Annotated in this window: 19 protein-coding genes; 13 read left to right on the top strand and 6 right to left on the bottom strand. The window is 58.5% G+C overall.

All coding sequences use genetic code 11. From position 1 onward, the window contains the following. Positions 1 to 59 precede the first annotated feature (59 nt). The 8 genes from nifJ to ldhH all read left to right on the top strand — a co-directional run bounded on the left by nifJ (position 60) and on the right by ldhH (position 14,470). Positions 60 to 3,650: a pyruvate:ferredoxin (flavodoxin) oxidoreductase gene (nifJ, locus tag DWB63_RS10595; RefSeq protein WP_128328812.1), complete on the top strand. Its 3,591-nt coding sequence runs from the start codon at positions 60 to 62 to the stop codon at positions 3,648 to 3,650. A 108-nt stretch (positions 3,651 to 3,758) separates the two neighbouring features. Continuing rightward, positions 3,759 to 5,468 carry an L-lactate permease gene (locus DWB63_RS10590; protein WP_128328811.1) on the top strand — a complete coding sequence of 570 codons (1,710 nt, stop codon included), beginning with the start codon at positions 3,759 to 3,761 and terminating at the stop codon, positions 5,466 to 5,468. 135 nt (positions 5,469 to 5,603) lie between these two features. Continuing rightward, on the top strand, positions 5,604 to 6,989 hold the full coding sequence (locus DWB63_RS10585; RefSeq protein ID WP_128328810.1) for an FAD-linked oxidase C-terminal domain-containing protein: 1,386 nt from the start codon (positions 5,604 to 5,606) through the stop codon (positions 6,987 to 6,989). Between the two features lie 9 nt (positions 6,990 to 6,998). Further along, positions 6,999 to 8,285, top strand: a complete 1,287-nt coding sequence (locus DWB63_RS10580; protein WP_128328809.1) for a (Fe-S)-binding protein — start codon at positions 6,999 to 7,001, stop codon at positions 8,283 to 8,285. A 27-nt stretch (positions 8,286 to 8,312) separates the two neighbouring features. Next, positions 8,313 to 10,427: a phosphate acetyltransferase gene (gene pta / locus DWB63_RS10575; protein ID WP_128328808.1), complete on the top strand. Its 2,115-nt coding sequence runs from the start codon at positions 8,313 to 8,315 to the stop codon at positions 10,425 to 10,427. Beyond that, positions 10,428 to 11,630 (top strand): acetate kinase, encoded by a 1,203-nt coding sequence (locus DWB63_RS10570; protein ID WP_128328807.1) that lies wholly within the window; start codon positions 10,428 to 10,430, stop codon positions 11,628 to 11,630. It abuts the gene before it with no gap. 60 nt (positions 11,631 to 11,690) lie between these two features. After that, positions 11,691 to 12,317, top strand: a complete 627-nt coding sequence (locus tag DWB63_RS10565) for a lactate utilization protein (RefSeq protein WP_128328806.1) — start codon at positions 11,691 to 11,693, stop codon at positions 12,315 to 12,317. Positions 12,318 to 12,319: 2 nt separating this feature from the next. After that, a complete protein-coding gene (gene ldhH, locus DWB63_RS10560) occupies positions 12,320 to 14,470 on the top strand; it encodes an L-lactate dehydrogenase (quinone) large subunit LdhH (RefSeq protein ID WP_128328805.1) in 2,151 nt (716 codons plus the stop codon). A gap of 243 nt (positions 14,471 to 14,713) precedes the next feature. Here ldhH and DWB63_RS10555 read toward each other — a convergent pair whose 3' ends face one another. The 4 genes from DWB63_RS10555 to DWB63_RS10540 all read right to left on the bottom strand — a co-directional run bounded on the left by DWB63_RS10555 (position 14,714) and on the right by DWB63_RS10540 (position 18,974). After that, positions 14,714 to 14,986: an HU family DNA-binding protein gene (locus DWB63_RS10555; protein ID WP_128328804.1), complete on the bottom strand. Its 273-nt coding sequence runs from the start codon at positions 14,984 to 14,986 to the stop codon at positions 14,714 to 14,716. 162 nt (positions 14,987 to 15,148) lie between these two features. Beyond that, the gene (locus DWB63_RS10550) at positions 15,149 to 15,904 is read right to left on the bottom strand and encodes a septal ring lytic transglycosylase RlpA family protein (RefSeq protein WP_128328803.1); all 756 of its coding nucleotides are present in this window, start codon (positions 15,902 to 15,904) and stop codon (positions 15,149 to 15,151) included. A 418-nt stretch (positions 15,905 to 16,322) separates the two neighbouring features. Beyond that, positions 16,323 to 17,732 (bottom strand): aspartate ammonia-lyase, encoded by a 1,410-nt coding sequence (gene aspA, locus DWB63_RS10545; RefSeq protein WP_128328802.1) that lies wholly within the window; start codon positions 17,730 to 17,732, stop codon positions 16,323 to 16,325. A 12-nt stretch (positions 17,733 to 17,744) separates the two neighbouring features. Next, complete coding sequence (locus tag DWB63_RS10540; protein ID WP_128328801.1) at positions 17,745 to 18,974, bottom strand: aromatic amino acid transport family protein; 1,230 nt, start codon at positions 18,972 to 18,974, stop codon at positions 17,745 to 17,747. Positions 18,975 to 19,146: 172 nt separating this feature from the next. On the opposite strand from DWB63_RS10540, the gene typA reads away from it, so the two are divergent. From typA to DWB63_RS10520, 4 genes are all read left to right on the top strand, one after another. Then, on the top strand, positions 19,147 to 20,994 hold the full coding sequence (gene typA, locus DWB63_RS10535) for a translational GTPase TypA (protein ID WP_128328800.1): 1,848 nt from the start codon (positions 19,147 to 19,149) through the stop codon (positions 20,992 to 20,994). Positions 20,995 to 21,210: 216 nt separating this feature from the next. Then, positions 21,211 to 22,191: a tungstate ABC transporter substrate-binding protein WtpA gene (gene wtpA / locus DWB63_RS10530; RefSeq protein ID WP_128328799.1), complete on the top strand. Its 981-nt coding sequence runs from the start codon at positions 21,211 to 21,213 to the stop codon at positions 22,189 to 22,191. 39 nt (positions 22,192 to 22,230) lie between these two features. Beyond that, positions 22,231 to 23,025 carry an ABC transporter permease gene (locus tag DWB63_RS10525; protein WP_241648784.1) on the top strand — a complete coding sequence of 265 codons (795 nt, stop codon included), beginning with the start codon at positions 22,231 to 22,233 and terminating at the stop codon, positions 23,023 to 23,025. Further along, positions 23,022 to 24,074: an ABC transporter ATP-binding protein gene (locus DWB63_RS10520; RefSeq protein ID WP_128328798.1), complete on the top strand. Its 1,053-nt coding sequence runs from the start codon at positions 23,022 to 23,024 to the stop codon at positions 24,072 to 24,074. Before DWB63_RS10525 ends, DWB63_RS10520 begins: the two co-directional genes overlap by 4 nt. 3 nt (positions 24,075 to 24,077) lie before the next feature. Here DWB63_RS10520 and DWB63_RS10515 read toward each other — a convergent pair whose 3' ends face one another. Continuing rightward, positions 24,078 to 25,016 (bottom strand): multidrug resistance efflux transporter family protein, encoded by a 939-nt coding sequence (locus DWB63_RS10515; protein ID WP_128328797.1) that lies wholly within the window; start codon positions 25,014 to 25,016, stop codon positions 24,078 to 24,080. 12 nt (positions 25,017 to 25,028) lie between these two features. Continuing rightward, on the bottom strand, positions 25,029 to 25,421 hold the full coding sequence (locus DWB63_RS10510) for a DUF202 domain-containing protein (RefSeq protein ID WP_164879848.1): 393 nt from the start codon (positions 25,419 to 25,421) through the stop codon (positions 25,029 to 25,031). Positions 25,422 to 25,543: 122 nt separating this feature from the next. Here DWB63_RS10510 and DWB63_RS10505 point away from each other — a divergent pair, with 122 nt between their 5' ends. Beyond that, the gene (locus tag DWB63_RS10505; protein ID WP_128328795.1) at positions 25,544 to 26,470 is read left to right on the top strand and encodes a 4Fe-4S binding protein; all 927 of its coding nucleotides are present in this window, start codon (positions 25,544 to 25,546) and stop codon (positions 26,468 to 26,470) included. Positions 26,471 to 26,474 lie beyond the last annotated feature (4 nt).

Raw genomic sequence — 26,474 nt, 5'->3', positions numbered from 1 at the left:
GGGTCCGCCCGAGCGGACGTCAAACAATTCAGACGACTCACCAAGAGGAGAAGAACCGAATGTCCAAGATGAAAACGATGGATGGTAACACCGCCGCCGCCTGGGTGGCCTATGCCATGAGTGAAACCGCCGCCATCTACCCCATCACGCCGTCGTCCACCATGGGCGAGATAGCTGATGAATGGGCCGCACAGGGCCGCAAGAATATTTTCGGGCAGACCGTGGAAGTCCGCCAACTGCAATCAGAGGCAGGTGCGGCAGGTGCAGCGCACGGCTCCCTGGCCGGTGGCGCGCTGACCACCACCTTCACCGCCTCCCAGGGTCTCCTGCTCATGATTCCCAACATGTACAAGATCGCGGGCGAACTGCTGCCTTCGGTCTTCCATGTTTCGGCCCGCGCCATCGCAGCCCACGCACTGTCCATCTTCGGAGACCACCAGGATGTCATGGCCTGTCGCCAGACCGGCTTCGCCATGCTGGGAGCAGCAAGCGTCCAGGAGGTCATGGACCTCTCTTTGGTGGCGCACCTGGCCACTGTCGAAGCGAGCGTTCCCTTTGTTTCCTTCTTTGACGGCTTCCGTACCTCCCATGAGATCCAGAAGGTCGAGGTCATCGACTACGACGACATGAAGCCCCTGCTGAACATGGAGAAGCTGGCCGAGTTCCGCGCCCGGTCCATGAACCCTGAACACCCGGATGTTCGCGGCACCGCCCAAAACCCGGACATCTACTTCCAGGGCCGGGAAGCATCCAACACTTACTACGACGCCATCCCAGGCATCGTGGAAGAATACATGAACAAGGTCTCCGCCCTGACCGGTCGCGCATACAAGCCCTTCGACTACGTCGGTGCCCCGGATGCCGAGCGCGTGGTCATCGCAATAGGCTCCTCCTGTGAAACCATCGAAGAAGTGGTCAACCACATGAACGCCCAGGGCCAGAAGGTAGGTCTGATCAAGGTCCGTCTCTATCGCCCCTTCTCTGCAAAGCACTTCCTGGCCGTTCTGCCCGAGACCGCCAAACGCGTAACCGTGCTCGACCGTACCAAGGAACCCGGCGCCCTCGGTGATCCGCTGTATCAGGATGTCTGCACAGTCTTCCTGGAACAGGGCAACGGACCGGCCGTCACTGCCGGCCGCTACGGCCTGGGCTCCAAGGAATTTACGCCCGCAATGGTCAAGGCCGTGTTCGACAACATGGCTGCATCAAGCCCGCGCACCCGCTTCACCGTGGGTATCACCGATGATATCGCCAAAACCTCCCTTGTCACGACCGAGACCCTGGATACCACACCTGAAGGCACTGTGCAGTGCAAGTTCTGGGGTCTCGGTTCTGACGGAACCGTCGGCGCCAACAAACAGGCCATCAAGATCATCGGCGACAACACCGACATGTACGCCCAGGGTTACTTTGCCTACGACTCCAAGAAGTCCGGCGGCATCACCATCTCCCATCTGCGCTTCGGCGAAAAGCCCATCCAGTCTACCTACCTGGTCACTGCCGCCGACTACATCGCCTGCCACAACCCGAGCTATGTCCACCTCTATGACGTCCTGGACGGCATCAAGGACGGCGGTACCTTCGTGCTGAACTGTGCATGGACCAGCGACCAGATGGACGAAATGCTGCCCGCTGCCATGCGCCGCACCATTGCCCGCAAAAACCTGAAATTCTACACCGTGGACGCAGTCAGGATCGCCGGAGAAGTCGGCCTTGGCGGCCGTATCAACATGATCATGCAGACCGCCTTCTTCAAGCTGGCCGACGTCATCGACTTCGATGAGGCCGTCAAGCTCCTCAAGGCCGGTATCCAATCCGCATACGGCAAGAAGGGCGAAAAGATCGTCAACATGAACAACGCCGCCGTTGACAACGCCGTCAATGCCATCGTCGAAGTGGCCATCCCAGCCGCCTGGGCCGATCTGGCCGACGATGCCCCGACCGATACAACCGAGCCCAACTACGTGAAGAACGTCATGCGTCCGGTCCTGGCCCAAAAGGGCGACGACCTGCCGGTAAGCGCCTTCTCCGTGGACGGCACCATGCCCCTGTCCACCGCCAAATACGAAAAACGCGGCGTGGCCATCTCCGTGCCCGAATGGATCAAGGACAACTGCATCCAGTGCAACCAGTGCGCCTTTGTCTGTCCCCACTCCGCCCTTCGCCCGGTCATCGCCGACGATGCCGAGATGAAGAGCGCCCCGGCCTCCTTCGTCACCACCGACGCCAAGGGCAAGGACGTGAGCGGACTCCGGTACCGCCTCCAGGTCGCTGCTCAGGACTGCCTGGGCTGCGGCAACTGTGTGGACATCTGCCCGGCCAAGGAAAAGGCCCTGGTCATGAAACCCATCAGCACCCAGCTCGAAGAGCAGGTTCCCAACTGGGATTTTGCCCAGACCGTGTCCTTCAAGGACGCCTTCAAACGCGATTCCGTCAAGGGCAGCCAGTTCCGTCAGTCCCTGATGGAGTTCTCCGGAGCCTGTGCCGGTTGCGGCGAAACCCCGTACGTCAAGGTACTGACCCAGCTCTTCGGCGAACGCATGATCATTGCCAACGCCACTGGCTGTTCTTCCATCTGGGGCGCAAGCGCACCAAGCACACCTTACTGTACCAATGCTGACGGCCACGGCCCGGCATGGGGCAACTCCCTGTTCGAGGATGCTGCCGAATTCGGCTTCGGTATTGAAATGGGCGTCAACAACCGCCGCAACACCCTGGTTGCCAACTGCAAGCAAGCCCTGGCAGACGGCGCTACCGGCGAACTGAAGACCGCCCTGGAGAACTGGCTCGCAGCCAGGGACAACGCCGAGGCTTCCGCCGAGACCGGCAACGCCCTCAAGGCAGCCCTGAACGGTTTCTCCGGCGACGAAACCCTCGATGCCATTGCAGCCGCGGAAGACCTGTACACCAAGAAGTCCGTCTGGATCTTCGGCGGTGACGGCTGGGCCTACGACATCGGTTTCGGCGGCGTTGACCACGTCATCGCCTCCGGCAAGGACGTCAACATCCTGGTCATGGATACCGAGGTTTACTCCAACACCGGCGGCCAGTCTTCCAAGGCCACCCCGCTGGGTTCCATCGCCAAGTTCGCAGCCGCGGGCAAAGGCACCGGCAAGAAGGACCTCGGCCGCATGGCCATGACCTACGGCTACGTCTACGTGGCTTCCGTGGCCATGGGTGCGGACAAACAACAGTTCATCAAGGCGATCAAGGAAGCCGAGGCCTACCCCGGTCCGTCCCTGGTCATCTGCTACGCCCCGTGCATCAACCAGGGCATCAAGAAGGGCATGGGCAAGACCCAGCTCGAACAGAAACTGGCCGTGGACTCCGGCTATTGGCCGCTCTACCGCTACAATCCCCAGCTCACCGAACAGGGCAAGAATCCGTTCATCCTGGAGTCCAAGGCTCCTGACGGTTCCCTGCAGGAATTCCTGTCCGGCGAAAACCGCTACGCCATGCTGGAACGCTTCCATCCGGAACTGTCCAAGGCATTCCGTGCGCAGATCGAAAAAGACTACGCTGACCGCTACGCCATTCTCACCCACCTGGCCGGTGCTGACTTCAGCAAGGCCGAGCCGGAAGAAAACGTGACGTGCGGCGTGTCCGCCGAAAATCCGGGTTCGGGGGAACCCTGTGACGACGGAAGATAATCGTTAGAAGTGTGCGTTGGACGGGCCGTTGCGGAGGCCTCTCCTGGCCCGTCCACGCATATTGTTCAACCTTGTAAGGTTTCCCTTACATCAACGGAGGTATTTTTGATGTCTATTGAAGTACTTGCTTTAATCGCACTGCTGCCCATTCTCGTTGCGCTGGTGCTCATGGTCGGCCTGCGTTGGCCCGCCACCAAAGCCATGCCCCTGGCATGGCTCACAGCCGCCGCCGGGGCCGTCCTGGTCTGGCATCTTCCCGTCGCCTATGTCGCCGCACTGACCCTGCAGGGATTCGTGACGGCCATCGGCATTCTGATCATCGTTTTCGGAGCCATCCTCATTCTTCGGACCCTGCAACAGTCGGGCGGAATGGAAACCATCCAGTACGGAATGCAGAACATCACCCCTGATCGCCGCATCCAGGCCATCATCATCGGCTACATGTTCGCTGCATTTCTTGAAGGTGCCGCAGGCTTCGGCACCCCCGCAGCCCTAGCCGCTCCGCTGCTGCTTTCCCTGGGCTTCCCGCCTTTGGCCGCAGCCATCATCTGTCTTGTTTTCAACTCCTTCCCGGTCACATTCGGTGCGGTCGGCACTCCGGTCGTCCTCGGCCTGAAGTTCCTGGCCCCCGGTGTCAACGAAGCCGTCTCCGCAGGCACTGCCGGAGTCAACTTCGCCAGCATGGGCGACTTCAACCTGGTCGTGGGTCAGTGGGCAACCCTCATGCACCTCGGCATGATCTTTATCCTGCCCATCTTCATGCTCGGCTTCATCACCCGTTTCTTCGGCCCTGAACGCAGCTGGAAGCCCGGCTTAGCAGCCTGGAAATTCTGTATCTTCGCAGCTATCTCCTTCTCTGTCCCCTACCTGTTCTTTGCCTGGAACGTCGGTCCCGAGTTCCCGTCCCTGATCGGCGGTCTCGTGGGCCTCGGCATCATCATCTTCGGCGCCAAGATGGGCTTCTGCATGCCCAAGACCGCATGGAACTTCGGTGATCCGGCCAAGTGGGATCCCGAATGGACCGGTTCCGTTTCCGTGGGCTCCACCGAATTCAAGGCCCACATGAGCCAGTTCAAAGCCTGGTTGCCTTACATCCTCATCGGCCTGATCCTGGTGGTCACCCGTATCCCCGAACTCGGCCTCAAGGGCATCCTTGCCGCCCAGGCCATCAAGTTTACCAACATCCTCGGTTTCGAGAGCGTCGGCGCATCCATCGCCTATCTGTACCTGCCCGGCACCATTCCGTTCACCCTCGTCGCCCTGTTGACCGTGCTCATCCACGGCATGCCCGGCAACAAGGTCAAGACCGCATGGACCCAGGCCATCACGACCATGAAGAACCCCACCATCGCCCTGTTCGCAGCAGTCGCCCTGGTGTCCATCTTCCGCGGCTCCGGCATCGCCGATGTGGCCCTGAATCCCAATTCCTATCCGTCCATGCCCCTGGCCATGGCAAAGGCCGTTGCTGCCATTACCGGTAATGCATGGCCCATGTTTGCCTCCTACGTCGGCGGCCTGGGAGCCTTCATCACCGGTTCCAACACCGTATCAGACCTTCTGTTCGCCGAGTTCCAGTGGGGCGTTGCCGCCCAGCTCGAACTGCCCCGCCAGATCATCGTGGCCGCACAGGCCACCGGTGGTGCCATGGGCAACATGATCTGCATCCACAACATCGTGGCCGTGTGCGCCGTTGTCGGCCTGTCCGGCATGGAAGGTCAAATCCTGAAGCGGACCGTATGGCCCTTCCTGCTGTACGGCCTGGTCGTAGGACTCGTCGCCACCCTGATGAGCTTCGTGTTCCTGCCCGGCCTGTTCTAAAAGATATGCTCCGGGGAGGCGGACCAGACGTCCGCCTCCCTTTGCACACCACCTGGAAAATGGTAGCATGTTCCAACAAATGAGTACGAAAGCCTGGACCTCAAACCGGGCACCACATTTTTATAGGAGTCGATCATGACCAAAGATGCCATTGTCAAAGAATTCGAAGCCGCAGCTGGCGCCGAAAACGTTATGACCAGCGAGACCGACCGCCACGCCTATTCCTACGACGCCGCCGTGCTTGACTCGGTCATGCCCGCCCTGGTTGTCCGCCCCCCGAACAGCGAAGCCCTGGGAGCCGTCACCAAGCTCTGCAACGACAACGGCCTGCCCCTGACCGTGCGCGGTGCGGGCACCAACCTTTCCGGTGGAACCATTCCCCACCCCGGCGGCATCGTGGTCCTGACCAACGGGCTGAACCGCATCCTCGAAATCAATGAAGCGGACATGTACGCCGTGGTCGAACCCGGTGTGGTCACTGCCAAGTTCGCAACCGAGGTCGCCAAACGCGGCCTGTTCTATCCCCCTGATCCGGGTTCCCAGACGGTCTCCACCCTGGGCGGCAACGTGGCCGAAAACGCCGGTGGTCTTCGCGGCCTGAAATACGGCGTTACCAAGGACTACGTCATGGGCGTGGATTTCTGGGACGTGAACGGTCAACTGGTCAAGACCGGTTCCCGCACGGTCAAATGCGTCACCGGGTACAATCTGGCCGGACTCATGGTCGCCTCTGAGGGTACGCTCGGCGTATTCGACAAGATCATCCTCAAACTGATTCCCCCGGCACAGGCCGCCAAATCCATGATGGCCATATTCCCCTCCATGAAAGCCGCCTCCGAAACCGTGGCCGCCATCATCGCCAACAAGATCGTCCCGGCCACCCTGGAAATGATGGACAACTTCACCATCCGCACCGTTGAGAACTTCCGTGGCGCAGGCCTGCCCGTGGATGCTGCTGCCCTGCTCCTGATCGAAGTGGACGGCCATCCCGCACAGGTTGCCGACGAGGCCGCCATGGTTGAAAAGATCTGCAGAGAGAACGGAGCCACCGAACTCAAGGTCGCCAAGGACGCCGCTGAACGCGACGCCGTCTGGCAGGCCCGGCGCGACGCCCTGCCCGCACTGGCCAAGCTCAGGCCCACCTGCGTACTTGAGGACGCCACCGTCCCGCGCTCCAAGATCCCGGCCATGATCCAGGCCCTGGAAGAAATCGCCAAGAAGCTCGACCTGACCATCGGTACCTTCGGCCATGCAGGCGACGGCAACCTGCACCCCACCATTCTGACCGACAAACGCGACAAGGCCGAATGGGAACGCGTGGAAAAGGGCATCGACATGATATTCGACCGCGCCCTGGCACTCGGCGGCACCCTTTCCGGTGAACACGGCATCGGCCTGGCGAAATCCAAGTACCTGGAACAGGAAACCTCCCGCGCCACGCTGGAATACTCCCGCCGCATGAAGTCCGTGCTCGACCCCAAGGGCATTCTCAATCCCGGCAAGATAATCGGCTTGAAATAGGGGAATGACATGGCTGATATCCACAAACTCGCTCAATTGTTCAAGGAACTGGACGACCAACTCGTCGGCTGCATGCGCTGCGGCATGTGTCAGGCAGTATGCCCGATCTTTGCCGAAAGCGGTCGCGAGGCCGACGTCACCAGGGGCAAACTCGCCCTGCTCGATGGCCTGGCCCAGGAAATGATCTCCGATCCGGAAGGCGTCAACGAAAAGCTCAACCGCTGTCTGCTCTGCGGCACCTGCCAATCGAACTGTCCGTCAGGCGTGTCCGTCATGGACATCTTCCTCAAGGCCCGCGCCATCATGACCGGTTACTTCGGCCTGTCTCCGGCAAAGAAAGCCATCTTCCGCGGTCTGCTCAAGAATCCCAAACTGTTCAACACCCTGACCGACATGGGAGCCAAATTCCAGGGGCTGTTCACCAAAAAGGTGGACGACATGCTCGGATCGAGCTGTGCCCGGTTCAACGCACCCATCATCGGCGACCGCCACTTCAACACCCTGGCAGGAAAACCCCTGCACAAGCTCGTGCCCGAGCTGGATACCCCGGCAGGGAAATCAGGCATCAGGGTCGCCCTCTACGTGGGCTGCGTCATCGACAAGATATACCCTCAAGTGGGCGAAGCCATACTCAAGGTACTCAAACACCACGGCGTGGGCGTCTTCATGCCGACCGGTCAGGCGTGCTGCGGTATCCCTGCTCTGTCCAGCGGCGACACCGACACCTTCGACACCCTGGTCGGCCTCAACGTGGACACCTTTGCCAAGGGCGAGTTCGACTACCTTGTGACCGGCTGCGCCACCTGCACCTCCACCATCAAGGAACTGTGGCCCCGCATGTACAAAGGGGACTCCGCACGCAAGTACGACATCGGCGTGCTGGAGAGGAAAACAATGGACATCAGCCAGTTCCTGGTGGATATTCTCAAAGTAAAGCCTGGAGAAATGACCGGCGGCCAACCCGTGACCTACCACGACCCGTGCCACCTGAAGAATTCTCTCGGCATCACGGCCCAGCCCCGGACCCTGATCAAGGCCGCCGGCTGCGACTTCAAGGAAATGGCGGACGCCGGCACCTGTTGCGGCTGCGGTGGCAGCTTCAACATCGCCCACTACGACATCTCCAAAAAGATCGGCAGCCACAAGGCAGACAACATCATGGCTTCCGGAGCCAAGGTCGCGGCCACCAGTTGCCCGGCGTGCATGCTCCAGATAACGGACATGCTCTCCCAGAAGGAAGCCGGTATGGGCGTCAAGCATGTCATCGAACTCTATGCCGACTCTCTGCGTGGATAACCAACGCAAAAAACAAGGAAACCAATAATGTCCAAGAACCTTTACGTGAGCGCCACCGAGGAAAGAAGCGGTAAGTCCGCCGTAGTTCTCGGCGTGATGCAGATGCTCACAAGGGAACTGCATAACGTCGCGTTCTTCCGGCCCATCATCAATGATCCGGGCGAAGGAAATCAGGATCACGACATAGCCCTGATGATTGACCACTTCAAGCTGAGCATCCCCTATCGCGACACATACGCGTATACTCTCAAACAGACCCGCGAGCTGATCAATTCTGGTCAGCACGCGTTGGTCCTTGAGAATATTCTCAACAAATACAAGTCACTTGAGGAAAACTACGACTTCGTCCTGTGCGAAGGCACGGACTTCAAGGGCAAGGACCCGGCATTCGAGTTCGACCTCAATGCGGACATCGCCGCCAACATCGGCGCTCCCATGCTGGTGGTCACCTCGGGCCGCGACAAGGCCCCGGAAGAAGTGGTCAACATCACCCAAACCACCTTGGACACCCTGGCCGAAAAAGGCGTGGATTGCCTGGCCTGCGTGGTCAACCGCGCCCCCATGGGCATGACCGACGAACTGGTCAGCCACATCGAGCTCAAGGGAAGCCATGAAGCCATGCCGGTCTACGTCATCCCCGAGGACGAAGCCCTGGGCAAACCCTCCATAAACGACGTGCGCCGGTGGCTCGACGCCGATGTCCTCTACGGCCACTCCGGGCTGATGTCCCTGGTGGACAACTACGTGGTTGCGGCCATGCAGATCGGAAACTTCCTGGGATACATAAAACAGGGCAGTCTGATCATCACCCCCGGCGACCGTTCGGACATCATCCTGTCCAGCCTTGCCTCGCGGCTGTCCAGCTCGTATCCGGACATTTCCGGCATCGTGCTCACGGGCGGGTTGAACGTCTCCACCAACGTCCACAAACTCATCGAGGGATGGACCGGAGTCCCTGTCCCGGTGCTTGCCGCCAAAGGCCACACCTACCAGACCGTGCAACAGCTCAACAACCTCTACGGACGCATCCAGGCCGACGACCTTCAGCGCATCGCCACGGCTCTGGGCGGATTCGCCCAGCACGTCAATGTACGCGAACTGCGCGACCGCGTAGTCGAAAAGCGCTCCACCAGCGTCACGCCCAAGATGTTCGAGTACTCCCTGGTGGACAAGGCCTCCCGCAACCGCCAGCGTATCGTCCTGCCCGAGGGAACGGAAGAGCGCATCCTGCGTGCGGCCGACATCGTGCTCAGACGAGGCGCGGCCGACATCGTCCTGCTCGGCAACGAAACCACCATCAAAACCAACGCGTCCACCTATGGTGTGGACATTTCCGGGGCCACCATCATTGACCCGGCCAACTCCGACCTGCTCGATTCCTTTGCCGAAGAATACCTGGAACTCAGGAAACACAAGGGCGTCATCGCAGAAATGGCCTGGGACCGCATGTCCGACCCGACCTATTTCGGCACCATGATGGTCCACAAGGGCTTTGCCGACGGCATGGTTTCAGGCTCCGTCACCACAACGGCCCAGACAATCCGACCCGCTTTCGAATTCGTCAAGACCAAGCCCGGCAGTTCCATCGTCTCCTCGGTCTTCCTCATGTGCCTCAAGGACCGCGTACTCGTATACGGAGACTGCGCCGTGAACACCAACCCCAACGCCCAGCAACTGGCAGAGATTGCCATCAGCTCGGCCGGGACCGCATGCATCTTCGGCATCGAACCGCGCGTGGCCATGCTCAGCTACTCCACCGGCTCATCCGGCAAGGGCGAGGATGTGGACAAGGTCACCGAAGCGACCAATATCGCCAGGAGTTTGGTACAGGAACGCGGCCTGGACTACCCCATAGAAGGACCGATCCAGTACGATGCCGCCGTGGACCCGGAAGTGGCTCAGGTCAAAATGCCCAATTCCAAAGTGGCGGGACATGCCACCGTATTCGTCTTCCCGGACCTGAATACCGGCAACAACACCTACAAGGCAGTACAGCGGGCCGCCAACGCCGTGGCCATCGGCCCGATCCTCCAAGGATTGAACAAGCCGGTCAACGACCTGTCACGTGGGTGCACCGTTCCCGACATCGTCAACACCATCACCATAACAGCCATCCAGGCCCAGGCAGAAAAGGGTGAATAAATGAAAGTACTTGTAATCAACTCTGGCAGCTCGTCCATCAAGTACCAACTGCTCGACATGGAAAACGAGTTCATTCTCTGCTCCGGCCTCGTTGAACGCATTGGTGAAGAAACAGGGAGCCTGACACACAAAGCCGCACCCGACAGCGGTGCCGCCGAAAAGATCACGCTTGAGCAGCCCATTCCCAACCATGAAATAGGCATGACACTCGCCATTGATCTCATTTGCGGAGAAAAAGGCGTGGTCAAGGACAAGTGTGAAATCACGGCCATCGGACATCGAATCGTGCACGGCGGCGAAACACTGCACCAGCCTACCCTGGTCGACGACGCCGTGGTCGAGGAGCTGGAAAAACTGATTCCCCTGGCTCCGCTTCACAACCCGGGCCACCTGGCCGGTATCAATGTAGCACGCCGCCTGTTCCCGGAAGTGCCGCAGGTCGTCGTCATGGACACCGCCTATCACCAGACCTTGCCGCCAGAAGCCTATATGTATGCACTGCCGTATGATCTGTATGATGAATTGCGCATTCGCCGATACGGTTTCCACGGCACCTCACACGCCTTTGTTGCCAAAGAGGCCGCCCGCATCGTCGGAAAACCCTTTGATGAATTCAATGTCATCACTGTTCACCTGGGCAACGGCTGTTCCATGACTGCCACCAAAAACGGCAAGGCCGTGGACACCTCCATGGGCATCACGCCACTGGAAGGCCTTGTCATGGGAACCCGTTCCGGGGATGTGGACCCGGCCCTGCACGCCCTTTTGGCCCGGACCCGCGATATGACTTCCGAACAAGTCGATACAATGCTCAACAAAGAGTCCGGCCTCAAGGGATTGTGCGGCATGAACGACATGCGCGACATTCATGCAGCCATTGAAAAGGGCGATGAAAAAGCCAAGCTCGCCCTGGACGTCCAAACCTACCGGAACCGCAAATACATCGGCTCCTTCATGGCCGTACTCGGTCGCGTGGATGCCATCGTCTTCACTGCCGGTATTGGCGAAAACGACAGTATTGTGCGTCGTGAATCCGTCAAGGGACTGGAATGTTTCGGTATTAAAATCGACGAAAACGAGAACAACCAGCGAGCCAAGGGACCACTGAAAATCAGCACAGCTGACAGCGCGGTCGCAATCTGGGTCATCCCAACGAACGAAGAACTCGCAATAGCGCGTGAAACCAAAGAATTAGTTAACTAAAAAGCCTTGTTGCGGAGGCCTATCCTGGCCTTGAGGCTAACATACATGGAGGTTGGCACCATGCCTTCCAAGAATGACTTGTACCAAAAATTTGTTGAAAAGGCAGAACTTGTTTCCGCTATTGTAACAAATATTACCAATGAAGACGAAGCATTACGATATGTTATCGACTTGTGCGACAAGAAAGAAGCCTGCCAACTCCTTGTCAGCGGCTGTGAAGCGGACCTGTCAGCAAAGGCGGAAGCCCTGTGCGACACCAAGCAAAAAAAAGTGATCGCCGCTCCAGGTCTTAAGCAGGACCTTTACAAGAAGCTGGCCCAAGGGGCCGAAAAAGCCGGATTCGAGTGTATCGACAAGGGCATGCGCGACCATCTGGCAGGCGTGGATATCGGCTTCACCTTTGCGGAATACGGGATCGCAGACACCGGCACGCTGATGCTCGACTGCCCCGATGAAGAACTGCGTCTCGCCACCATGGTCAGTGAATTCCATGTCTGCGTCCTGCCTAAATCAAAAATCCGGGCCAACACCTATGAAGTGGAAAAGATGATGCTCACCCGCATGAAGAAGACGCCTGATTATCTGGCCTTCATCACCGGGGCCAGCCGAACCGCCGACATCGAACGAGTTTTGGCACTGGGCGTTCACGGCCCGCTTGAACTGCACATCCTGATCCTGGAGGACTAGTCATGCAAAAAGCACATGATCTGAAAGAATACCGCAAGGAACTTCACGAGTCCCTGGACAACAGTTTTCTGCGCACCACCCTCGACAATTTCGCCATAGCCTACCGCGCCGGACGCGCCAACGCATTCAAGGACATGGATGTGCGTGGCCTGATAAACGACATAGCCTGCTCCAAGGATGCCGCCGGGGAAAACTACGAGGCTTTGTACAAGGAGTTCAAGAAGAACGCCGAGGCAGCGGGCGTCCACGTCCACTTTGCCAAGGACGGCGACGAGGCCAACCGCATCATCGCCAGGATCGCCAAGGATACGGGCTGCAAGAAGATCGTCAAGTCAAAGTCCATGACCGCAGAGGAAACCCTGCTCAACCATGACCTGGAAGACGCCGGCCTGGAAGTGACCGAGACCGACCTGGGCGAATGGATCATCCAACTGCGCCACGAAGGCCCGTCCCACATGGTCATGCCCGCCATCCACCTCTCCCGCCATCAGGTCGGGGATCTCTTCACCGAGGTCACCGGCACGAAGCAGGACTCGGAGATCGAGAAACTGGTCAAGGTAGCCCGCCGCGAATTGCGGCAGAAATACGTTGAAGCGGACATGGGCATTACCGGAGCGAACTTCGCCGTGGCAGAGACCGGGGGCATCGGCCTGATCACCAACGAGGGCAACGCCCGCCTGGTGTCCACCCTGCCCCGCGTCCACGTGGCGCTCATGGGCATAGACAAGCTCCTGGCCACACTGCACGACGCACTGCGCATCATCAAGGTTCTGCCGCGCAACGCCACCGGCCAACAAATCACCTCCTACGTCACCTGGATCACCGGGGCCAACGAATGTCTGGCCGCCGAAGACAACAGGAAGGAAATCCACTACGTGGTCCTGGACAACGGCCGCTCCGAGCTGCTCAAGGACCCGCTCTTCTCCCAGGTCAACCGCTGCGTGCGCTGCGGAGCCTGCGCCAACGTCTGCCCGGTCTACCGGCTGGTGGGCGGTCACAAGATGGGCCACATCTATATCGGAGCCATCGGCCTGATCCTGACCTACTTCTTCCATGGCAAGGACAAGGCCAAGAACCTGGTCCAGAACTGTATCAACTGTGAGGCGTGCAAGGACGTTTGTGCCGGCGGCATCGACCTGCCCCGCCTGATCAAGGAGATTCATGCCCGCATCCTGGAAGAAGACGGCCATCCGCTGCCCTCTTTCCTGCTGGGCAAGGTGCTCAAGAACCGCAAACTGTTTCACACCCTGCTGCGCACGGCCAAATGGGGTCAGAAACCCGTGGCCGAAAAGGACGGTTTCATCCGCCACCTGCCGATGATCTTCTCCAAGGAGCACAGCTTCCGCGCCCTTCCGACCATTGCCGAAACTCCGTTCCGCGACTGGTGGCAGAAAAACCAACCCGTGGTGAACAATCCCAAATGCCGCGTGGCCCTGTTTTCGGGCTGCGTGCAGGACTTCGTCTATCCCGAGCAGATGCAGGCAGCCGTGGACCTGTTCGCAGCCAACGGCGTGGCCATGGATTACCCGATCAAACAATCATGCTGTGGTCTGCCGGTGCAGATGATGGGCGAGATCAAGGCCTCCAAGGACGTGGCTGCACAGAACCTGAGCGCCTTTGACCCCGATGCCTACGACTACATCATCACCCTGTGCGCCTCCTGCGCCTCCCACCTGAAGCACAACTATCCCAAACTGGTCATGGACAAACCGTCGCTCAAACTCAGGGCCGATGCGTTCGCTGCCAAGATCATCGACTACTCCTCCTTCGTCAATGACGTGCTCAAGGTGAAGCAGGGCGACTTCGCACAGACTGGCGAAAAAGCCACCTACCACGCCCCCTGCCACCTGTGTCGAGGGCTCGACGTGCACGATGCACCGCGCAAGTTGATCGAGACGAGCGGCCTGGAATACGTGGAATGCGCCGAGGAAGAGGTCTGCTGCGGATTCGGCGGAACCTTCTCCATGAAATTCCCCGAACTCTCGGCCGAACTGTTGAAAAAGAAACTCGACAATGTCGAGGCCACCGGCGCCGATACCCTGCTCACCGACTGCCCCGGCTGCATCATGCAGCTGAAGGGCGGACTCAAAAAGCGCGGCTCTGCCATCAAGGTGAAGCACATTGCCGAAGCCCTGTCCGGCAACAAAAAATGACACCCATGATAGATTTGAGGCTCTCAGAAGGTTAAGGACCGCAATCCACAGAAGCGCATACCCTGCTTCCTCCCGAATGAATCGGCCTCAATAGGCTCTCCGCCCCACCCACGGGCGGGGAGCCACTTTTTTTCTCCCACTGCACCCCAATTAGACGAAAGGCTCCTTCACCGCCAACACAAAAAAACAAGAAAACCCCATGGCAAGCCAAGGGGTTTTCCTTCCTCAAACGTGATCGCAAACTTATTTTACGGCGTCCTTCAAAACCTTTCCGGGCTTGAACTGAGCAACCTTGCAAGCGGGGATCTTGATTTCCGCGCCGGTACGGGGATTGCGGCCAGTGCGAGCCTTACGTTCGCTCACGCTGAAGGTACCGAAACCGGTCAGAGTCAATTTGTTACCGGCAGCCAGTTCATCCTGAATGATATCCAGAATGGCATTCATGGAAGCTTCAGCCTGAGTTTTGGAAGTACCGTTCTTTTCCGCAATTTTCGCTACGAGTTCAGCTTTGGTCATAAAAAACTCCTATAATTGTTTTTTGATGCTATTTACAAATGACACGCACTTAATTTCCTAAGTGTCATACACGCTCGTCAAGCTTATGGGAAGCCAAAAAGCGCCGCCCTGTGTGACTTTTTACATAAGCACCGGACCTTTTGCCAGGGTTTTTCTTGAACTTCAACTGATAATATAGCTGGTCGGGAATTCACCCTTCAACCGTTCCAGAACGCCTTCGGCCTGATCCCGGTTGTTGAAGCTCCCGGCCTGGACAATATGCAGTACCTGCCCATCCCTGGTGACCATGACAATGTTCGCATTCGTATAGCCTGCCCCGAGCAATTGCCGGTGCACCCGCTCGGCATTGTCACGCACGGCAAACGCCCCTACCCGCACATGATATCGCTTGGCTGACGCCACCGTTATTCGCTCAGGGACAAGCTCCGACCCCAGAGACGTAACCCGCACCTTGACCACCCCGCTCTCTACGGTACCGAGCTTTTTGGCAGCGCCATAGGACAGATCGAGAATACGCTCGTTCACAAAGGGGCCCCGGTCATTGATGACCAGAATGACACTCCGGTTGTTATAGAGATTGGTCACCTGGACCCGCGACCCCAAGGGCAGGGTCTTGTGAGCTGCACTCACGCCGTACATGTTGTAAATTTGGCCGTTGGCCGTTTTCTTGCCATGAAAATCTTTTCCGTACCATGATGCCAACCCTACTTCGTCGTACCCTCTTGCTGTTTTAAGAGGGTAATAAGTCTGCCCGAAGACAGTATACGGGTTGGTCTTGGGATCATATTTGACATTTGCGGCAGCAGAATTGTCGGATGGCGGCGTGGAGTAGACATGCTGGGGAAACGGATTGATCGTTCCACACCCGGCCATGGTCAGCAGGACAAATCCCGCGATCAGAACTACGACATAACGCATATTGCCTCCATCCGCTCCGAGTCACAGAAACAAGTAAAAATCTCAATTTTATCTAGAAAACAATAATGGAAGTCGCCGCAAAAGGCAACAGCCGACACAGGCTCAGCCCCAAAGGGAATGACGGCAACAGGATGCCCCGCGTGGCGTCGGAAGACGAGACCCCGCCCACAGGGAACGGCCGGATTCGAAGGCTACCGGGAATCAGGAACGAATGAAGACTGGCGATTCCAGTACTCTCTGACAGGAATATGGGCGAACAGCCTTTTCATCGCCGAGCGCGTACCACGGACTGCGCTTCCCACGACTCGTCCGTGGTCCCGCGCCTCAGGATGGCGTTTCCCGGGCAAGTGACGGCACGGCAGCATTCCCTGCCGAAGAAAAGGCGGTGCAAAACCGGCCTCAGCAAATGATAAAAACCTTAGGACCGCTTGATATACCTCGGCTTGACCATGTTCTCGGGCTTGAGGATATCATCCAGCTCTTCCTGGCTGAGATACCCCTTGGCCAAAACTATCTCGTAGACCGAACCGCCCGTGGCCATGGCCTCCTTGGCTATTTCCGCAGACTTCTCGTACCCTATGAACGGGTTCAGGGCCGTGACCAGGCCAATGGAGTTCTCCACCATCTCCCGGCAATGTTCCCTATTGGCCGTGATGCCGGACACACATTTGTCCGCCAGGGTGAGACAGGCCCTTCTGAGCATGTTCATGGACTGGAACAGGGAATAGCCGATGACCGGTTCCATGACGTTGAGTTCCAACTGCCCGGCCTCACAGGCCATGGTGACCGTGACGTCGTGACCGATGACCGTGAAGGCCACCTGATTGACCACCTCTGGAATGACCGGATTGACCTTGCCCGGCATGATGGAGGAACCGGGCTGCATGGGCGGCAGGTTGATCTCGTTCAGACCGCAGCGCGGCCCGCTGGAAAGCAGACGCAGGTCGTTGCAGATCTTGGAAATCTTTACGGCCACGCGCTTGAGTACGCCCGAGAGCTGAACATACACACCCGTATCCTGGGTGGCCTCGACCAGATCCGGCGCGGAGATAAGTTGCAGGGTCGTTGACTTTACAAGTTTTTCCGTGACGGTCCTGGTGTAGTCGGGATGGGCGTTCAGCCCGGTGCCGATGGCCGTGGCCCCCATGTTGATTTCGTGAACCAGGGCCTGAGCCTCGTCCAGCCGCTGCATATCCTCGCCTACCATGACCGACCATGCCGAGAACTCCTGCCCCAGGGTCATGGGCACGGCGTCCTGCAACTGGGTGCGCCCCATCTTGAGCACGTCGGAAAATTCCTCGCCCTTGCGTTTCAACGCCTTGCGCAGATAGTCCATGGCATCGACCAGCTCCCGGATATCAAGAATCAGGGCGATGTTCAGGGCAGACGGATACACGTCGTTGGTGGACTGGGACATATTCACGTCGTTGAGGGGATGAAGCTTGTCGTACTGCCCTTTCTCATGCCCCATGAGCTCCAGCGCCCGGTTGCAGATGACCTCGTTGGCGTTCATGTTGGCCGAGGTGCCCGCCCCGCCCTGCATGACATCCACCACGAACTGATCGTGCAGTTTGCCGTCGAGAATCTCCTCGCAGGCGCGGACTATGGCCCGGCTCTTGTCCTCGTCCAGCATTCCCAGGGAGGCATTGGCCTCGGCTGCGGCCATTTTGACGTAGGCGAGGGCGTTGATCATCCTCGGATAGTGGGCCATGGTGATTCCCGAAATATGGAAATTATCCAGGGCCCGCATGGTCTGCACGCCGTAATAGGCGCTTGCCGGGACTTCCGCCTCACCGAGACTGTCATGTTCATGCCTGTATTGTCCCATCAGAATCCTCCCCTATTTGAACACATGTTGTGACCAGTACTCCACATCCGGACTGATGTGCAGCATGCCGAATTCCTGGGCCAGCTCAACCATCAGAACGCAACCGAAAAAGGCCACCAACGCCCATCCGGAACGACGCATTGCCGATCCGGCGGTTCCCTGCCGTATGAGCAGAAGGCCCGGCAGGATACCAAAAAGTGTTCCCACACCGAACCCGCCGACAATGTTCAGGGCCTTGAGAAAGATATTCGGAAACAGGATGCCGATGCCAACGGGCGGAACAAACGCCATGAACCAAATCACGACCCGGCTTCGAATCGTCGTTCCTGCCACATCCTTGAGAAAGGCGAGCAGCGACACGCCCGTGGCCATATACGAAGTGGTCATGGCGACCACGGCGAACGCGATGGACGCATTGACGAACCAGGGCGATCCTATGAGGTTGTTGAGTGGCACTGTGGCGGGTACTCCCGCCTGGAACGCCGCAATGATCGACACACCGTCAGCCGCCTCCATGGGGAGCGTCAAAATGACGGCCACTGTCCACAAAAGGGTCATGAACGCACCTATTCCGGACCCCAGCCAAATGGCAATAGTAATGGACCGGCGGTCATGATCAAGCACACGGCAAAGGGTCGGTACCACGTTGTGAAAATTGAAAGCGGTCACGAGAATGGGCAGGCCCGAACTGAAGAACATGATGTCCCCGGCCCTGAGGTCGATCCCTCTGAAATGAGGCACGACCATGACCAGCAGCAACCCGAACAACAGCCACATGGCCCCCATGAGCAGGGCATTGCCCCGGCGCAACACAGCACTGCCGAAGGATGCAAGCAGCGTTGCTATGCAGAAGTAAACGAGCATCATCCCCCATTCGGGGATACCGACATCAAACGAACTGACCGCCACGGAAGCGACTCCGGCCAGATAGGCCGTGAGCAATCCGTAGAGAATGACGAGGTTGGCCCCGACACTGAGCCACTTTCCCGCCGGACCAAGTACGGCCCCGAAGAACGTGGGCAAATCGGCATCCCTGTTTTGAGCCAGGAACGGCTGCCGGGCGATGATCAACCCGGTACACGTCATGACAACCCATACGGCCAAAGCGCCGGACAGTGCGGGCAAAATACCGGCCGGACCAATATTGATCGGAAGCGCCAAAATACCCGCGCCAACCATGTTTCCTGTGATTATCAGCGCCGTGGTAACGATTTTGCCCCTGGAGGAACCGCCGCTATTCATACGAGTCTCCGATTCAGTATGGTAAATGATAGTTGCCGGTTACCCTATACCAAGGGATGATGATTTCAAAAGGTTTTCTAACTCGGCGCAAAATCTCCGCTTGCCAGCCGACGCGCTTTCGGTTAACCGCTTCCCTGCGCCTTTGCGCCTATTACATATTAATGGAGCACCCATGAGCAACAAAGTACAGAATACCGGACTTCGCAATATCGCCATCATCGCCCACGTCGACCACGGCAAGACCACCCTGGTGGATGCCTTGTTCAAACAGTCGGGCCTCTTCCGCGAGGGTCAGGATGTGGACGAACGCATCATGGACTCCATGGACCTGGAACGTGAACGCGGGATCACCATCGCAGCCAAGAACTGCTCGGTCTCTTGGAAAAACACCAAGATCAACATCATCGACACCCCCGGTCACGCCGATTTCGGCGGCGAGGTCGAGCGTTCCCTGTCCATGGCCGACGGCGCCATCCTGCTGGTGGACGCATCCGAAGGTCCCCTGCCCCAGACCCGCTTCGTGCTGAAGAAGGCCCTTGAGCAGGGACTGACGCTGATGGTGGTCATCAACAAGGTCGACCGCCAGGATGCCCGTCCCGACGAAGTGCTGAACGAAATTTACGACCTGTTCATCGACCTGGACGCCAACGAAGACCAGCTCGACTTCCCCCTGCTCTACGCCATCGGCCGCGACGGCATAGCCATGGAGACCCCGGAAGAACGCGGCGAGAACCTGCACATCCTGCTCGACATGATCGTGGACCGCGTCCCCGGCCCCATATTCGATCCCGAAGAGCCTTTCCAGATGCTGGTTTCCGACCTTTCCTACTCCGATTACCTGGGCCGTCTGGCCATCGGCAAGATCCACCACGGCACGGCCAAGTCCAACGACCAATTGCTCTGCCTGGCTGACGAAGGCAAGATCATTCCCCTCAAGGTGACCAAACTCCAGACTTACGACGGCCTCAAGGTCGTGCCTACCGAGATCTGCCAGTCCGGCGACATCATCGTCATCGCGGGCATTGAAGACGTGCATATCGGCGACACCATCTGCACCAAGGATTCCCCCAAGGCACTGCCCCGCATCACCGTGGACGAACCCACCGTGGCCATGCGTTTCGGCATCAACACCTCTCCACTGGCAGGCAAGGAAGGCAAACACGTCCAAACCAACAAGATCCGCGAGCGGCTGCACAAGGAAACCCTGCTCAACGTGGCCATTCAGGTGGAAGACACCGATGGCCGCGACGCATACCTTGTCAAGGGACGCGGCGAATTCCAGATGGCTATCCTGGTGGAGCAGATGCGCCGTGAAGGCTTCGAACTTTCCGTGGGCCGTCCCGAGGTCATCTTCAAATTCGACGACAACGGCAAGAAGCTGGAACCCATCGAGCACCTGTACGTGGACTGCGACGAGGCCTTCATGGGCGTCGTCACCGAAAAGATCCAGATCCGCAAGGGACGCATGACCAACATGGTCAACCACGGCACCGGCCGAGTGCGCCTTGAATTCTCGGTCCCTTCCCGCGCCCTCATCGGCTATCGCGACGAATTCCTGACCGACACCAAAGGCACCGGCATCATGAACTCCTACCTGGAGGGCTACGGCGAGTACCGCGGCGAATTCGCTTCCCGTTACACCGGGTCCCTGGTGGCCGACCGCGCAGGAAAAGGCGTGGCCTACGGTCTCTTCAACCTGGAGCCGCGCGGCCGCATCTTCATCGTGCCCGGCGACCCCCTCTACGAAGGCATGATCATCGGTGAGCACAATCGTGAAAACGACATCAACGTCAACCCCGCCAAAGAAAAGAAGCTGACCAACATGCGTGCTTCCGGCAAGGACGAGGCTGTCACCCTGACCCCGGTCAAGAACATGACCCTTGAATACGCCTTGAACTTCATCAAGGATGACGAGGAAGTGGAAGTCACTCCCCTGTCCATCCGCCTGCGCAAGACCGAACTCTCCGCCCTGGTTCGCCATCGCGAGGAAGGCAAGAAAAAGAATCCCAAGGACGTTTAGTCCGAAGAAAAGCACTACCGTCATGAGCGGGCTGCGATCTGATCGCAGCCCGCTTTGTCTTTCCCGCTCATCATTCCATTGGGACTTTTCTTCACACGAATACAGACCAAAAAGGTCTGAATTAACAGTATAATTGACGCACTATCTGTGATTATGCATAGTTTTTTCCATGTAACATACCCGGTGCAATGCACCCCACCTTCAAGGAGAAAACACATGACACGCCTCCTCACCTCCCTATTTCTGGCAGCAATCCTGGCCCTGCCCATACTGCTGGCACCTGAAGCCGCCCAAGCCGAACCTTCCGGAAAACTCATCGTGTTCCATGCCGGAAGCCTGTCCGTGCCCTTTGCCGCCATCGAGAAGAACTTCGAAGCAATGTACCCGAACGTGGATGTCCTGCGCGAATCCGGCGGTTCGACCAAAATGGCCCGCATGATCTCGGAAGTGGGCAAACCCGCCGATATCATGGCCTCCGCAGACTATGAGGTCATCGACAAGACCCTCATTCCCGGATTCGCATCCTGGAATATCCGGTTCGCATCCAACCAGATGGTTCTGTGTTACACGGAAAAATCCAAATTCGCGGACGAAATCAACGGCGACAACTGGACCGACATTCTCGGCAGAAAGGGTGTGGTATGGGGCCATTCCGACCCGAATCTGGACCCGTGCGGCTACCGTTCCCTGATGGTCCTGCAATTGGCCGAAAAATTTTACGCCAAGGCTGGCCTGTATGATGCGCTGATAGCCAACCGCCCCGAAAAGAACGTCCGTCCCAAATCCGTGGAACTGATCTCCCTGCTCCAGGCCGGACATATGGACTATGCCTGGGAATACCTTTCCGTCGCCGTGCAGCACGGCCTGAAATACGTCACCCTGGACAATCATCTCAACCTCGGCGATTTCGCCATGACTCCCTACTACGAATCCGCCAGGGTCCAGGTCACCGGAGCAAAACCCGGAACCTTTATCGAGCGCGTCGGTAAATCCATTACCTACGGCATCACCAAGATCGACAAGGCTCCCAACTCTGAAGCCGCCGACGCCTTCCTGGCCTACCTCTTCGCGCCCGATGGCGGCCTGAAGATTCTCAAGGACATGGGCCAGCCCCCGTTTGTTCCCGTCCGTACCGACGCCGCAGGCATGGCCAAGCTGCCCGAGTCCCTCAAACCCCTGGCCACTGTGGACAAATAGTTGATAAACTCTCTCGAAATCAACCGGGGAGGTGGTCGCTTGTTGCGGTCCCTCCCCGGCCGGATGTTCCTCTTCTGGAACGCCCTTGCAACGGGTATCGTACTGCTCTTCATCGCCGTCCCCCTCGGGACCACGCTGACCTCCCCGAGCCTGGAGGTGTTGACAGAGACCCTGGCCGATCCCGAGGTGCTCGCTTCCGTCTGGCTTTCCATGTCAGCCTCGGCCACGGCGGCGGCCATCGCCTTTGTCTTCGGCACTCCGCTGGCCTATTTCCTGGCCCGCAAGGACTTCCCCGGAAAGAAGATCGTGGAAAGCCTGGTGGACCTGCCCATAATGATCCCACACCCGGTGGTGGGCATCGCCCTGCTGACCATGACCAGCCCCAATGTCTGGCTCGGACGGTTTCTGCAATCCCTCGGCATCGAGATAATGGGAACGTCCACGGGCATCGTGGCCGTGCTTGTCTTCGTGGGGATGCCCTTTTACGTGAACGCAGCCAAATCCGGCATCGAATCCATCCCCCGACGGCTTGAAAACGTGTCCCGTTCACTTGGCGCAAACGCAGCTTCCACTTTTTTCCGGGTTACCCTGCCCCTGAGCTGGCGCTACATGCTGGTGGGCATGATCATGTGCATGGCCCGAGCCATTTCCGAATTCGGCGCCATCATCATCGTCGCCTATCACCCGATGGTCGCGCCGGTTCTCATGTACGAACGGTTCACCGCCTACGGCCTGAAATATTCGCAGCCCGTGGCCGTCATTCTCATCGTGGTCAGCATGGTCTTCTTCATGCTGCTGCGCACCCTGTCGCTGCCTGAAAGGAGAGATCGATGATCCGGCTGACCGACCTGCACATGACCCTGCCGGGATTCACCCTGGACAAGGTAAGCCTCCACGTGCGTGCCGGAGAATTTTTCGCACTCATGGGATCGACGGGGTCCGGCAAGACCCTGGTACTCGAAACCGTAGCCGGACTGACAAAACTCGACGGAGGCACCGTCGAACTCGACGGCCGGGACGTTACCAAACTTCCCCCGGAAAACCGTGCGGTGAGTCTGGTATACCAAGACCACTCTCTTTTCCCGCACCTGACCGTCCTGCAGAACGTCATGTTCGGTCAGCGGTATCACGGCATCGACACGACCAAAGGCCGCAAAGAAGCCCGCGCCCTGCTCTCCACCCTTGGCCTGGATCGTCTGGAAAACCGGAAACCGACACACTTGAGCGGCGGAGAAAAGCAACGGACCTCCCTGGCCCGCGCCCTGGCCTGCCGACCGGACGTCATCCTGCTGGATGAGCCTCTCTCATCCCTTGACCCGCAGTTCCGAGGCGAATTGCGCCTCACCCTCAAGGATATCCATGAGCAGACCGGTGCAACCTTCCTGATGGTCACCCACGACTTCGCCGATGCCCTGACACTGGCTGAACGCGCGGCGGTCATCCAGAACGGCTCACTGCTGCAACAGGATACCGTCGAGAACATCTTCCGCCACCCGGCCACGCCCTTCGTGGCCTCATTCGTGGGCATGACCAATGTCTTTCCCGCCAATTACTGCAACGGTGCGTGCTGTTTCGCCGGAACTTCGCTCACGGGACTGCCGGGACTGCCGGAGTGGGAGCACGGCTTTGCGGCCTTGCGTCCCGAAGACGCGGTGGTGGGAACGGCCACAGACTTTCCCGACGACTGGTACATCCTGAGGGGTACCGTTGAACGGCTGGAACGCGAGGGATTCACCTGGACTGCCATCGTGAAGTGCGGCGACCGGACAATCACCGCCATGGTGGACCGCCACCTGGTCCTGAATCGCGGCCTGGGCAACGGGTCACAAGTGGCCGTGGGTTTCTCCGGGAGACACCTGCACCACATGCCTGAAGCGGTCTGATCCTCAGCGCCGACTCTGCACCGTCACATACAGGGTCAGGCCGACCATGGTCAAAAGGATACCGGCCCACCCCATGAGGCCGGGCATCACATGGCCCAGCAGGACAGCTTCCCCGGCCAGCGAAAAGACCACTTCCATGGACTGGGTGCAGTCGGCTGCGGCCAGCTCGGCCGTGGACCCGGCGCTGTGACGTGCGACCAGAAACAGGCTCGTGGCGATGACGCCGGAACACAGTGCCACCAGGGCAGTCTGTGCCACCTGGCCCATGGACGGGGGCGGCGGCGCAGTGCATAGAATCAGCACAGCCCACAGGGGCAAAGAGCCGAGGGTGAGCAGCAAAACCCGGCAAAACGGGTCGTCCATGGCCGGGTCGTCGATGGACGGCAGAAAGGACTTCTCGCCCCTGCGCGCCTCCCAGACCAATTGATTGCCGAAGGGGTAGGCAAACGCAGCCACCAGCACGGGCAACGCGCCCATGAGCACCTCGCGAACGCCGGACTGCGATGCCTGTTCGAGGTTGACCAGGACCACGCCCGCAAAGATGATCAAAGTCAAAGCCAGGGCCTTGAGCGGCACCCTGCGACCGAAGCCGAGCAGCACCAGCGGTGTGGCCAGGATGGTGGTCTGCCAGGTGGCGGCCACCACCCAACCGGGCGCAAACACCGAACTGAAAGTGATGAGCGCATAGAACACCCCGAACCCGACGCTGCCCGCCACGGTCCAGAATATCCAATGCCGGAAGAAGAGCCTGAACGCCGACAGGCCGAGACGGGCCTTGCCCGTGACTGCCAGCCAGACCACAAGCATACCGAGCATCCAGAAATATCGCAGACTGGCGGACCAGACCCAGTGTCCGCCCTCCAGGCTCATGGCCCGGTTGAGCACAAAGGTGGAACTGAAGAACAGGGCGGCAAGGACACCTATGAGAATGATTCTAAACATGAACTCAGGGTGTTATAAAAAAACGTATATGATCGCACTGCCGAGGATCACCCCGAACAGGAGCATTTCCGGGATAACGTACAATTCGGCCCGATCAAACCCCAGCTCCTTCTCAAGCCGGTAATATCGCCAGCCCGCAAAAAGCATCAAAACCGGGCCTCCCATGAAGGCAAACTTTCCCAACGTCCCCAGTTCGCTCAGCACGACCTTGGAAATGGACGCATTATTGGACATCAGGAATGCGTCCACCTTCTCCAACAGAAAACCGAACGTCATGAAGGACAAAGACGTCCTGCACCAGGCCAAAAAAGTGCGGCGGTTGGCCAAACGCGTCCGGTTCCGCGCCAGTTCATTGCGCTCCCGAGCCATTGCCGTCCGCAAATCTTCGTGATTCGAATCTGTCATTGTGCCCTCCGCTATCCCACCTACCAGAAGTTGTTGGAAAAGTCGCTTCCTTGTTGTTGACTTTATCTCTCCAAGTAGTAACAATTTACCACATCGTTGCACCATCAACATTTGCAGGCACAATGAAAATTCCTTTCCTCAAGCAGTCCACCATCGACTATTACCGCGCCAGCCGGGAAAAGGGCATGTCCTTATTCGATTTCATCCATGGCTATGTCTATGGCCGTTGGTGTTTCCATTATATCGGACTGGCCGGGGACAAAGAACCATGGTGGCGCTACCTTTGGGTGCCCTTTATCGCTCTCATCAACTGTCACCGTCCGTTCCGCGCCACCCCGGAAAACCAGACCGGCGATCCCAACCAGAAAAAGGTCACCTGGGGCGACGCCTACCACGGCAAACCCCTGCCCCTGAACGAAGCCGTCAAATTGGTCAAGCTGGACCGCCCGGTGAACACCGAAGTTTCGGAGCACGTCCTGCCTTACACCCGCGCCCGAGAGATCATCCTGAGCAATCCGGAAAAGATCATCCTTCTGGATTGCCCGTGCCGTGCAGGCATGAAGAATCCCTGTACGCCCACGGATGTCTGCCTTCTGGTCGGCGACCCGTTCGCCACCTTTATGCTGGAACACCACCCGACCAAGACCCGGCCCATAAGCGCAGACGAGGCTGTAAACATCATCAAGGCCGAGCAAACACGAGGCCATGTTTCCCACGCCTTTTTCAAAGACGTCATGCTCGGCCGATTCTATGCCATCTGCAATTGCTGCTCCTGTTGCTGCGGTGCCATGAAGGCCCACGCAATGGGCATCCAGATGCTCTGTTCCTCCGGCTATCTGGCCGAGGTGGATGAAGAGAAGTGCGTCAAATGCGGAATTTGCGCTGAAAAATGCCAGTTCAAGGCTATCGGTTTCAACAGGAACAGCGCCTTTGTCCGCGAAGACCGATGCATGGGGTGCGGAGTGTGTACATTGTCCTGCGCCAAGGAAGCCCTGACCCTCAGGCTGGCCCCGGAAAAGGGCGAACCGCTGCTGGTGGACAAACTTTGACGAT

The sequence above is a fragment of the Pseudodesulfovibrio sp. S3 genome, assembly GCF_004025585.1.
In the GTDB taxonomy this organism is placed as follows: Bacteria; Desulfobacterota; Desulfovibrionia; order Desulfovibrionales; family Desulfovibrionaceae; genus Pseudodesulfovibrio.
The sequence above is the reverse complement of the archived record's forward strand: the minus strand, read 5'-3'. Positions and strand labels throughout refer to the sequence as shown.